This window comes from Clostridium thermopalmarium DSM 5974 (assembly GCF_002995795.1).
Classification (GTDB): Bacteria; Bacillota; Clostridia; order Clostridiales; family Clostridiaceae; genus Clostridium_H; species Clostridium_H thermopalmarium.
Genome location: NZ_PVXN01000073.1, coordinates 1 through 12,109, shown reverse-complemented (window position 1 = coordinate 12,109; position 12,109 = coordinate 1). Strand labels below are relative to the sequence as shown.

The following is a 12,109-nucleotide window of genomic DNA, read 5'->3' as shown; positions in this document are numbered from 1 at the left end:
AAATAATATCTGGTGGTTATAGCTTGAAGGTAACACCCGTTCCCATTCCGAACACGAAGGTTAAGCTTCAAAGCGCCGATGGTACTGCACTGGAGACGGTGTGGAAGAGTAGGTCGCTGCCAGGTAAAACATGGATCTTTAGCTCAGTTGGTTAGAGCAACCGGCTCATAACCGGTTGGCCCGGGGTTCGAGTCCCTGAAGGTCCACCATGTGGGGGTATAGCTCAGCTGGGAGAGCACCTGCCTTGCACGCAGGGGGTCAAGAGTTCGAATCTCTTTATCTCCACCAAGCAGCCTATTTAGGCTGCTTTTTTATATTGAACCATATCATCGATTAACAATAGAGGTATCAATTAGTGTAGCAAAAAATAAATTGATGAGTGTGCCCAGTATTTAGACTAGTTGTACCGTAAACAAAGTATATATGCCTGCCTTTGTCATATCCAATTCCTCTTTTAAAATTGTTAATAAAAGTTTGTCATATTTTATAATATGGACAAGCTTAAAAGGGTCACTATTTAAAATAATTAATTTTGATTAATTATATCTGAAAATAACTCTTGACAAAATATTTACAGTCGAGTAAAATAAATTCTAAATTAAAAATTAAATAGCATAAAAATCTTATCAAGAGTGGTTGAGGGACTGGCCCTATGAAACCCGGCAACAGCTATCTTAATTCATTAAGATAGAAATGTGCTAATTCCTGCAGGAGTTTTCCTGAAAGATAAGAAGTGACAGAATCTTTTATTGTGGATTTGAAAATTGTTTTATGCCACTTCTTATTTTAGAAGTGGTTTTTTTATTGAAAAAAACTTCTGTAAATCTTAGAATAGGCTTTTATCTAGTAAAGCATTTATTAAGTTAAATATTTTACTTTAGTATGATATCTTATTAAAACTTTAATAACGTAATCTAATAAAATATAGGGGGCGTTCTTATGACTGGTATAGCTATATTAGGAAATGGAACTGTAGGCTCTGGGGTAGAGGAACTTATAAATAAGAATATTAAAAAGATAAAGGACAGAACTGGAGAAGAAATAAGGATAGCAAAAATACTGGTAAGGGATATAAATAAACACTTAGGACAAAGTGATGCAAGCTTGTTAACAGATAAGATTGAAGAGTTATTTAATGAAGATATAGACATAGTTGTGGAGGTTATGGGTGGAATTAACCCTGCTTATGAGTATATAAAAAAGTTTCTTAATATGAAAAAGCATGTGGTAACTGCTAATAAAGATTTAATAGCTAAACATGGAGAAGAACTTTTAAGTTTAGCTAACAAAAATCAAGTTAAGCTACACTTTGAGGCTAGTGTGGGAGGTGGAATACCAATACTGAAACCTTTAAGCGAGTGTTTAGCTGGAAATGAAATACGATGTGTCAAAGGAATATTAAATGGTACTACCAATTTTATTCTCTCTAAAATGTACAACGAGAACATGGGGTATGATAAAGCGCTTAAGATTGCTCAAGAATTAGGCTTTGCAGAAGCTAATCCTGAATCTGATGTAATGGGTTATGATGCTGCTAGAAAGTTGTCTATATTGTCTACAATTGCATATGGGAAAAAGGTTGATTGGCAGGAAATTAAAACTATTGGAATAACTGAAATTGATGAAACAGATATACAGTGTGCAAAAGAGGCAAATTGTAATATAAAACTGCTAGCTATGAGCAGTAAAGATGATAAAGGGATATATGCAGCAGTAAGGCCAGTATTGGTTAGCAGAGGAAGTCAAATTGCCAAGGTTGAGGATGAATTTAATGGAATATCTGTTGAAGGAGATGCTGTTGGTGATATGTTTTTCTATGGCAAAGGGGCAGGAAAACTTCCTACAGCTAGTGCAGTATTTGGAGATATAGTAGATATTATAGAAAATAAAGGCAGGAAAATGTTATTCCCAGTTAGAGAAAAAGCAGAAGTTTATGGACTATGGAAACAAAAGTCTGAATGGATGCTTAGGATTAAGTGCAAAAATAGAGTAGAAACAATGTGCGCTTTAGGGGAGCTTTTTAGCAAGTGCTGTTTCTCTAATGCAAAGGGTAAAGATGGTGATGAAGTGGTTGCTTTTGTTGAAAGTGAAAGCGAAGAGATTTTAGATTCTATGCTCAATAAGCTTAATAACCAAAATTCTATTTTAGATGTAAAGAAGTTTATAAAACTAGATAATTGAATTCAACTTAAATAAAAAGGGGGAAACAATAATGAGTAATGATTGGAAAAAGGGAACTATATGTATACAAGGAGGATATACTCCAAAATCAGGGGAGCCGAGAGTACTTCCTATATATCAGAGCACAACTTATAAGTATAATGATCCAGACGAGGTTGCAGCTTTATTCGATTTAGAGGCAGATGGACATATGTATTCAAGAATAAGCAATCCTACTGTAGCTGCTTTTGAAGAGAAGGTAGCACAACTAGAAGGTGGAGTTGGATCTGTTGCTGTATCAGCAGGGCAAACAGCAACGACTTTAGCAATTTTAAATATTTGCAAAAGTGGTGAACATATAGTAGCTGCATCAACTTTATACGGAGGAACATTTACTCTTTTATCGTCTACTTTAAAGAAGTTTGGAATAGAAGTGAGTTTTGTAGATCCAGATGCAGATGAAGAAGAAATATTGAAGGCATTTAGAGATAACACTAAGGCAATCTTTGGGGAGACTATAGGAAATCCAGGGTTGAATGTATTGGATTTTGAAAAGTTCTCAAAAATTGCAAAGAAGAAGCAAGTACCTTTTATCGTAGACAATACTATAGCAACTCCATATCTTTGCAATCCGTTAAAGTTAGGAGCTAACATAGTTACCCATTCTGCTACAAAGTATATCGACGGGCATGCATCAAGCATAGGAGGAATTATCGTAGACGGAGGAAACTTTAATTGGAATAATGGAAAATATCCTGAACTCACAGAACCAGATCCAACTTACCATGGCATTGTATATACTGAGAAATTTGGAAATGCAGCATATATAGTAAAGGCTAGAGTACAGCTTTTAAGAGATTTAGGGGTTTGCACAAGTGCTTTCAATGCATATTTGTTTAATCTCGGTCTTGAAACTCTTCATTTAAGAATGGAAAGACACAGCGAGAATGCATTAAAGTTAGCTAAGTATCTAGAAAAGAATAAAAAAGTAAGCTGGGTAAGCTATCCGCTACTAGAAAGTCATCCTACTTATGAATCAGCTAAAAAATATTTGCCTAATGGTGCGAGTGGTATTTTAACCTTTGGAGTTAAAGGTGGAGTCGAAGCTGGAAAGCAATTTATAAGAAATCTAAAATTAGCTGCTTTAGTTGTTCACTTAGGAGATGCTAGAACTTCAGTAATTCATCCAGCAAGCACAACCCATAGACAGCTTACGGAAGAAGAACAAATAGCAGCAGGAGTTGCTCCAGATTTAATAAGAGTATCTGTAGGAATTGAAGATATAGAAGATATAATAAAGGATTTTGAACAGGCTTTAGAAAATTTAGCTTAAATCCTTAAGCAGTAAAAGGAAAGGGTAGAAACTATGCCAGTAATTATTCCGGGAAATCTTCCAGCGGCTAAAATTCTCATGAGGGAAAATGTTCCAATAATATATAAAGAAACATTGCATGAAGAGTTAAATACCATACAAATAGGAATTTTAAATTTGATGCCTACAAAAGTTCAGACAGAAACTCAACTGTTAAGATTACTTGGAAGTACCCAACTAAATGTTGAGGTGAAGCTTATTTATGTTAAAGAACATAAGTGTAAAAATACTCCTAAGGAGCATTTACTTAACTTTTACAGCACTTTTAAAGAAATAAAAAATAAAAAGTTTGATGGATTCATAATAACAGGGGCACCTATTGAACATTTAGAATTTGAAGAGGTGGATTATTGGGAAGAGTTAAAGGAGATAATGGATTTTTCAGTTAAAAATGTTACATCAACTCTTCACATATGTTGGGGAGCGCAGGCAGGGTTATATTATCATTTTGGAATTCCTAAATATTCTTTAGATAAAAAATTATTTGGCATTTTTTCGCATAGAATAAATGATAAGGGCATAAAGCTTTTAAGGGGCTTTGATGATGAGTTTTATGCTCCTCATTCAAGATATACAGAGGTTTTAAAAGAGGATATAGAGAAAGTTCCAGAGCTCACCATATTATCAGAGTCAGAAGAAGCTGGAGTATATCTTGCCTACGCTAATAATGGAAAACAAATTTTTGTTACAGGACATTCAGAGTATGATGCTTGTACTTTAAAGGAAGAATATGAGAGAGATATATCAAGGGGGCTTAATATAGATATTCCGAAGAATTATTTTTTAAAAGATGATCCAAATGGTGAACCATTAGTAAGGTGGAGAGCTCATGCAAATTTATTATTCTCAAATTGGTTAAAATATTATGTATGCAAGGATAGTTCTTATAATAATAACTAAATATAATATAAGCTAAAAAAGCCACCAGTTTTCTGGTGGTTTTTTAGACTACTAAATTTTTGAATTTATTGCAAAGCAAAAAGTTATTAAAAACATGAGGGGAATTAAATATAATAATTAACTCCCATTATGATAATTATTTTATTCTAATTTTTATGGAAAAACCATGATTTTTGTCACAATAAAAATGTTTTCTTAAAAAAGGATTAGTACTCTGTATTTACTAGCAGATCGTCTATTTTACAGCGTAAAACATTTGCAAGAACAGCTACTTTTTTAAGACTGGGATTCTTTTTATCTCCTCTTTCTAGTTCTTCTAAATAAGATTTAGAAATAGATGTTTCATATTTAGGATTTTTAGTAAGAGTCTCAATATCCCGAGAAGTGTAACCTAAATTTATTCTAAACTCTCTGACTTTTTTACCATCTAACATACAGAGTCCCCCTCGCATATTATATAGTTGTCCCTTATATAATTATATAATACGTTTTGGTAAAAAACTATAGTACTTATTAATAAAAAATGCTGCGCGTTTTTATTATTTGGTAACAAAAGATACAGATTATGATTTTTCCTTTAGTTATAATCTAACCTGTGATTGAGAAGGAAATTCATTGTAAATTAATTATATAAATTAGATTATAACGGAGGTTTTAAAATATGAGTATGTTTTGTTATCAATGCCAAGAGGCTGCTGGAGGAAAGGGCTGTACAGTTAAAGGAGTATGCGGCAAGACTGCAGATGTTGCTAATTTACAAGACCTTTTAATCTATGTTGTAAAAGGTATTTCAATATACAGTACAAAAGCAAGAGAAATTGGAGTTACAAATAAAAAAGTAGATAGATATATAGTAGAAAGTCTTTTCACAACTATAACTAATGCTAATTTTAATAGAAAAGATTTAGTTGAAAGAATAAAAGAAGGACTAGCTTTACGTGAAAAAATAAAAATGCAATTAGAAAAAGCTGGTGGTAAAATTAATGGTGCTTCAAATGAAGAAATAACACTATTTGGAAAGATAAAGAAGATTTTAGGAATAATACCTAAAGAACAGGGAGACAATCTACATGATGCAGCTTTATGGTTTGGAAGCAATGAAGCTGAATTAAAGAAAAAATCAGAGGAAGTTGGAGTTTTAAATACAGAAAATGAAGATATAAGATCTTTAAGAGAACTTTTAACTTACGGATTAAAAGGTATGGCAGCATACATGAAGCATGCATATAACTTAGGTTTTGAAGATGAAAATTTATATGGATTTATGCAAAGAGCTTTAGCTGAAACTTTAAATGATAAGCTAACAGTAGATGAATTAACAGCTTTAGTATTAGAAGCTGGTAAATATGGAGTAGATGCTATGGCCCTACTTGATAAGGCTAATACATCTACTTATGGAAATCCTGAAATTACAAAAGTTAATATAGGGGTTAGAAATAATCCTGGTATTCTAATTAGTGGACATGATTTAAAGGATATGGAAGAATTATTAAAGCAAACAGAAGGAACTGGAGTAGATGTTTATACTCACAGCGAAATGCTTCCTGCGAACTATTATCCAGCATTCAAAAAGTATAAACACTTTGTAGGAAACTATGGGAATGCATGGTGGCTACAAGATAAGGAATTTGAAAGCTTTAATGGACCAATAATCATGACAACAAACTGTATAGTTCCTCCAAAGGCTTCTTATAAAGATAGAATGTATACAACAGGAGCTACATCAGTTGAAGGTGTTAAACACATAGCAGATGGCAAAAATGGTAAGGCTAAAGACTTCTCAGAAGTAATAGCTCATGCTAAAAAGTGTAAGCCACCTGTAGAAATAGAAAAGGGAGAAATCATAGGCGGATTTGCTCATAATCAGGTATTAGCTTTAGCTGATAAAGTAGTTGAAGCAGTTAAGAGCGGAGCAATCAAGAGATTCTTCGTAATGGCAGGATGTGATGGAAGAATGAAGAGCAGAAATTACTATACAGAATTTGCAAAGGCTCTACCAAAAGACACAGTAATTCTTACAGCAGGATGTGCTAAATATAAATACAATAAGCTTGATTTAGGAGATATCGGTGGAATTCCAAGAGTACTAGACGCTGGACAATGTAACGACTCATACTCATTAGCAGTAATAGCTCTTAAATTAAAAGAAGTATTTGGACTTGATGATATAAATGAATTACCAATTTCATTTAACATTGCATGGTATGAACAAAAGGCTGTAATAGTATTACTTGCATTATTACACTTAGGAGTTAAAAACATTCATTTAGGACCAACTCTACCAGCATTTTTATCACCAAATGTAGCTAAAGTTTTAGTTGATAACTTTGGTATTGCTGGAATTGGAACAGTAGAAGATGATATTAAATTATTCATGGGACAATAGTAAAAAATATTTATAAATATTAAAGAGTGCAAAATCCGGAGAAGTTTTTGCACTCTTTAAATTTTCTATTTTTAATTAAAAATAAATTAGAAGATTATATAAGTTTTAAAGTTAAAAATACTAACATATTTATAAAATAGGCATTATGATTAAAAAAGTATTTTTAATGAAAGGTATAATTAGAATGAAGAAGTTTGATATAAAAGGAATTTCTAAAAGTGGTGTAAAAGAAAAAATTATTATTTCAACAGGTCTAATTATATTAGTATATTTGCTCGTTTCTTTATATTTTGCTACTCATTTATTTTTTAACACAGAAATAAATGGAGTTAATGTGTCATTAAAGACACGTGATGATATAATACATACAATTAAAATAAATTTTGAGGATTACAAGCTGAGATTAATAGAAAGAGATGGGGAATCAGAAGAAATACTGGGAGAAGATATAGGAATACATATTAATGAAAAAGCTGATATTGATAAGGTTTATTATGATCAAAATTCACTTAAGTGGATAGGTTCATTATTTGGAAAGTCAAGATACTATGTAGATGGTTTAGTTACTTATAATAAGAATAATTTAAATAATAAGATAGATGAACTAAAATGCTTAAACAAAAATATTGTGGAACCTAAGAACGTAAGCTTTAAGTATTCTAATGGATCCTATGAAGTGATTAAAGAGGTGTATGGAAATAAAGTAAATAAAGATAAACTAAAGGCTGCCATAGAAATGAGCATAATGAAAGGAGAAAGAGATTTAGATCTAGATAAAAAACTTTGTTATGAAAATCCAAAGTATACTCTAAATTCTAATAAGACCCCTAAAACTAAAAAATTATTAAATAAATATGTAAAAGCAGATATTACATATTTATTCGGAAATAAAAAAGAAAGATTAGATGGAAACACAATAAATCAATGGCTTATTGTTGATGAAAACTTAGATGTAGTAATAAATAAAATGGCAGTAATGAAGTATATTAGAGACTTAGGTAGAAAATATGATACGGTTGGTATATCAAGGAAATTTAAAACTTCTGTAGGCAAAACAGTGGAAGTTAAAGGAGGGCTTTATGGATGGAAGATTAACCTTCATGATGAGTCTGAGGCATTAATTGAAAATATAAAGTCTGGTGAAATAATTGAAAAGGAACCTATATATACTCAAAAGGCCTTGTCAAGAGAGGGAAATGAGATAGGTAATACATATGTAGAAATCAATATCACAAGGCAACATTTATGGTTTTATAAAAATGGAAAGCTTATAACTCATGGAGCTGTAGTAACAGGCAATCCTAATAGAGGGCACTCTACTGTGCTGGGCACATATATGCTAAATTATAAACAAAAGGGGGCAACGTTGACAGGCCCTGGTTATGAAGCAGAAGTAACTTATTGGATGCCGTTTTTTGGGAATATAGGAATACATGATGCAACTTGGAGACATTCCTTTGGAGGAGATATATATAAAACAAATGGGAGTCATGGATGTGTAAATGCTCCATTGTATTTAGCTAAAAAAATTTATGAGAATATAGAAGATGGAACACCGATTATTTGCTATGAGGAGTAGAAATGTAGATGTAACTATTTAGTTAATTTTATATATAGACTTATGACTTTTTATTAAAAGGTAGATATAATATGTTAGTAAGATTATATTTAAATAAAACTTTTATATAATTATAAGTTATGTGTGAGTTAAGCTAGTAATATTGAAGAAACGGTCATACATAATCTTAAGGAGGGATTTGTTTGATTGATTTTACTTTAGAAATGAAAAATATAAAGCCTATAGAGGATATAGAATTAAATAAGGATAATGTTGATATGGATATTAAAAAATCTATTATTTTATACAATAAGGCTATTGCAGAGATAAAAATAAATGATTTAAATTCTGCAATAAAGGATTTAAAAAAAGCTTTATCCTATAATGAAGATTTTGCTGAAGGAATGAGACTTTTAGGATTATGCTATGTTAATAACCAAAAATATAAAAAGGCAGAAAATATATTTAAAGAACTTGCTGAATATGAAGAATATAGTGATTTGGCAAAAAAATATATAAGAAATTTGATGGTTGAGGGAGATATAACTAAAACTGTAAAGTCTACTGAAGATAATTCAAGCAATGATATTGATGGAAACCGAAATAAGAAAATTGTTATAGGAGTTTCCGTTCTAAGTGTTCTCATAGCTATTTTTACTATAAGTTTTATAATTGGAATAAACATTCCAAGTGCTTCAAAACAAGAGTTGGCTGCTAATAAGACTAAGAACTTGGCTGATAAAAAGACAAATAAGTCTTCGGATGAAAATAATAACGAAGATATGAGTAATACTGTATCAAGCGATATAACAAAAAATAATACAACAGAAACTACTGAACAACTAGATAATACAAGCTCCCAAGAAGATGATAATGACAGTTCATCATTATCAGATACAACTAAAAAGTCTTATGAAGATGAGAATATTAACAATGCACAAAACATGAAAAATACAAATTCTAATTATAAATCAAAAGATAATACAGGAAAAGTAAAATCCGATGATAAATCAAAGTCTTATACAGATATAAAGAGTATGTGGGATATATACAATGAAGGAAACAGATTATATAAGCAAGGAAAGTATAAACAAGCACTTCCGAAATTGAAGAAAGCTTATGAAATTAGGCCAAGTGAGGATCTTATGCCTTGGATTACTTATCAAATAGGGAATGCTTATAAGGAAACCGGCGACAATGTGAATGCTCTCATATTTTTCCACAAGGTAAAAGAAGAGTATCCTAATTCTGGGTATGTTTCTTCGGCTGATAGAGGGATTAAACAAATAGAAAAGGCCATGAGTGAAAAAGATAATGATTAGGAATTTTTGGTTTCATAGTTGTATATATGGTATAATATATTAATTAAGTGGAGAATACAACTCCATTAAGTATTATACTAGTAAGCAAAGGAGACTTTGGGTATGAAATCTAAAAGACTTATGGGAATTATATCATCATTTTTGCTTTTTACATCATTAATAGTATCTATACCAGTAAAGCAAGTTTATGCTGATGCTTATAAGGTTGTTACTCTCGGAGCGAACTTAACTCCTAAACAAAAAGAAGACATGCTAAAATATTTTGGGGTTACTAAAGAAGAAGCTAATGTAATAGAGGTAACAAATGAAGAAGAAAGAAAATATTTAGGTGATGTAGCAGATGCCAAGCAAATAGGGACAAAGGCTATATCATCTTCATATGTGGAACCTACAGAAAAAGGTGGGTTGGTTATATCCATAAATAATATGTATTGGGTTAGTGAAAGCATGATAAGAAATGCTCTAATTACTGCAGGCATAGAAAATGCTGTTGTAAAGGCATCAGCTCCATTTAATGTATCTGGGACAGCAGCTCTTACAGGAATACTAAAGGGATTTGAAAGTAGTGAAGGTGGACAAAAAATAGACGAGGATAAAAAGAAGGCTGCTAATGAAGAAATAGTGGTTACAGGGGATTTAGGAGAAAAGGTAGGAAAAGATGAGGCTGCTAAATTAATAAATGAAGTAAAAACAGAAGTTATCAAAGAAAAGCCTAAGGGAGCGAAGGAAATACAAAAAATAGTAACAGATGTAGCTGATGAATACAATGTTAAATTAAGCGATGAGGATGTTCAAAGAATAACAAATTTAATGAATAAAATAAATAGTTTAGATATAGATTTTAATGAAGTAAAGGATCAATTAAAGGATGTTACAAGTAAATTAAATAATGTATTAACAAGTGAAGAAGCTCAAGGTTTTTTCGCTAAGCTTTGGAGTGCAATAACAGCATTCTTTAGAGAACTTTTTTCATAAGATATAAATAAGATATAAAAATGAAGGGTAATTGCTAGAAATGAAGAGCGATTGCTCTTCATTTTTACATTTTATAAAATGTAAATGAAATATAAAATATACAAAATACACGTTCCTAGGAAACTTTTTCCCAAAATCTTTCGTAAGTATAAACAGATACAACTTTTAAAAATTTAGGAAAGAGGGATGAATATGAAATCAAAAACATTAATGAGTTGCATTGTAGCAGGAACTTTGTTATTCTCTTCATCAATAGCATTAGCAACAACTGCAGAAGGAATGCATAAAGATGCTCAAATAGTAGAAGATGTTAGACTTATAAGTGCACCTGTACAGAAAATGGAACAATCTCATTTTAAAAGTTATACAGGTATAATTAAGAGCATAGAAGATTATAAGGGTATAGAAGATTCTAAAATTGTGGAAGTTGAAGATAATCAAGGTGGAATAGCAAATTTTATAATATCCAAGGACACTTACTTTATAAATAATAATAAGTTAGAGATTGGTGTTAAAATAACAGGATATTATGATGCAACAAGACCAATGATAATGATATATCCACCTCAATATCCAGTTGAAGCTGTTGTAGTTGGAGATATAAAAGAATCAGTAAAGGTAGACTTATTTGATGAAAATCTAATAAGCGTAGATAACCAATTAAAGATAAAAGTTACAAATGATGTAGAAGTTGTTACACGAGATGGAGAGAAATATGAAGGAGAACTTAAAAACAAAAATCTATTAGTAATATATGATATTGCAACTAAAAGCATACCAGCTCAGACAAAGCCAATAAAAGTAGTAGTATTAGATAAGGAATCAAAAATGGACAATAATAATGATGCAGAGAATAAGAATATGAAGAATGAAGAGGTAGTGAAACTTTTGCTTCGAATGATAACTGCAATTATTAAATAGACACTAGGCATGGTAATAATATGTAGCCTACAATAATATAGGCATGTATTTCAACACTTTATCAATAAGAAATAGACATTTAGGAATTAATCTAAATGTCTATTTCTTTACAAGCTCTACTAATTAAAATAATGTTGTTGTCCATAATATACTTTGCCAAGCGTATCAATATAATAAAATTTGAGAAAAACAAAAAAATATATAGATATATAGAGCTAATTTAAGTTAAAATGACAAGTTATGTGGATCGTAGTTCATATTTGTGATAAGATAATCCATGTCGTCGCAAGATTTGACGAAAAATAAAAGATTTGGTCTTTGAAAATTAAACAGAATTAAGGTAAATAAAAGCCAGTCAATGACTTATGAGTAGATTAAACTTTTAATTTGAGAGTTTGATCCTGGCTCAGGACGAACGCTGGCGGCGTGCCTAACACATGCAAGTCGAGCGAGAAGAGCTCCTTCGGGAGTAATTCTAGCGGCGGACGGGTGAGTAACACGTGGGCAACCTACCT

The 12,109-nt window shown here is 31.3% G+C and carries 10 protein-coding genes, 2 tRNA genes, 2 rRNA genes and 1 riboswitch; of the genes, 12 read left to right on the top strand and 2 right to left on the bottom strand.

Features of this window, described 5'->3' with window-relative positions:
* The first annotated feature begins 8 nt into the window (after nt 1-8).
* The 3 genes from rrf to CPAL_RS13695 all read left to right on the top strand — a co-directional run bounded on the left by rrf (nt 9) and on the right by CPAL_RS13695 (nt 288).
* Nucleotides 9-125: ribosomal RNA gene (gene rrf / locus CPAL_RS13705) — 5S ribosomal RNA — on the top strand.
* Between the two features lie 7 nt (nt 126-132).
* Nucleotides 133-209, top strand: a tRNA-Ile gene (locus CPAL_RS13700).
* 3 nt (nt 210-212) lie between these two features.
* A tRNA-Ala gene (locus tag CPAL_RS13695) sits at nt 213-288 on the top strand.
* Nucleotides 289-348: 60 nt separating this feature from the next.
* Here CPAL_RS13695 and CPAL_RS14280 read toward each other — a convergent pair.
* Nucleotides 349-447, bottom strand: a complete 99-nt coding sequence (locus tag CPAL_RS14280; RefSeq protein WP_423230657.1) for a YmaF family protein — start codon at nt 445-447, stop codon at nt 349-351.
* Between the two features lie 173 nt (nt 448-620).
* Nucleotides 621-733: riboswitch (SAM riboswitch) on the top strand.
* A gap of 206 nt (nt 734-939) precedes the next feature.
* Between CPAL_RS14280 and CPAL_RS13690 the strand changes: the two genes are divergently transcribed.
* The 3 genes from CPAL_RS13690 to CPAL_RS13680 are packed head-to-tail and all read left to right on the top strand — an operon-like array spanning nt 940 to nt 4,432.
* Entirely contained in the window at nt 940-2,181 is a 1,242-nt protein-coding gene (locus CPAL_RS13690; protein ID WP_106024860.1) for a homoserine dehydrogenase, read from the top strand.
* Between the two features lie 31 nt (nt 2,182-2,212).
* Nucleotides 2,213-3,493, top strand: a complete 1,281-nt coding sequence (locus CPAL_RS13685; RefSeq protein ID WP_106024859.1) for an O-acetylhomoserine aminocarboxypropyltransferase/cysteine synthase family protein — start codon at nt 2,213-2,215, stop codon at nt 3,491-3,493.
* A 33-nt stretch (nt 3,494-3,526) separates the two neighbouring features.
* A complete protein-coding gene (locus CPAL_RS13680) occupies nt 3,527-4,432 on the top strand; it encodes a homoserine O-succinyltransferase (protein ID WP_061859239.1) in 906 nt (301 codons plus the stop codon).
* A 206-nt stretch (nt 4,433-4,638) separates the two neighbouring features.
* Here CPAL_RS13680 and CPAL_RS13675 read toward each other — a convergent pair whose 3' ends face one another.
* Entirely contained in the window at nt 4,639-4,866 is a 228-nt protein-coding gene (locus CPAL_RS13675; RefSeq protein WP_061859238.1) for a helix-turn-helix domain-containing protein, read from the bottom strand.
* 227 nt (nt 4,867-5,093) lie between these two features.
* Here CPAL_RS13675 and hcp point away from each other — a divergent pair, with 227 nt between their 5' ends.
* From hcp to CPAL_RS13645, 6 genes are all read left to right on the top strand, one after another.
* Nucleotides 5,094-6,818: a hydroxylamine reductase gene (gene hcp, locus CPAL_RS13670; RefSeq protein WP_106024858.1), complete on the top strand. Its 1,725-nt coding sequence runs from the start codon at nt 5,094-5,096 to the stop codon at nt 6,816-6,818.
* A gap of 184 nt (nt 6,819-7,002) precedes the next feature.
* A complete protein-coding gene (locus tag CPAL_RS13665; protein WP_061859236.1) occupies nt 7,003-8,397 on the top strand; it encodes a L,D-transpeptidase family protein in 1,395 nt (464 codons plus the stop codon).
* 182 nt (nt 8,398-8,579) lie between these two features.
* Complete coding sequence (locus CPAL_RS13660) at nt 8,580-9,698, top strand: tetratricopeptide repeat protein (protein ID WP_061859235.1); 1,119 nt, start codon at nt 8,580-8,582, stop codon at nt 9,696-9,698.
* 102 nt (nt 9,699-9,800) lie between these two features.
* Nucleotides 9,801-10,673 carry a DUF1002 domain-containing protein gene (locus CPAL_RS13655; RefSeq protein WP_106024857.1) on the top strand — a complete coding sequence of 291 codons (873 nt, stop codon included), beginning with the start codon at nt 9,801-9,803 and terminating at the stop codon, nt 10,671-10,673.
* 192 nt (nt 10,674-10,865) lie between these two features.
* Nucleotides 10,866-11,594 carry a hypothetical protein gene (locus CPAL_RS13650; RefSeq protein ID WP_061859233.1) on the top strand — a complete coding sequence of 243 codons (729 nt, stop codon included), beginning with the start codon at nt 10,866-10,868 and terminating at the stop codon, nt 11,592-11,594.
* 383 nt (nt 11,595-11,977) lie between these two features.
* Nucleotides 11,978-12,109, top strand: a 16S ribosomal RNA gene (locus tag CPAL_RS13645); the annotation flags it as partial.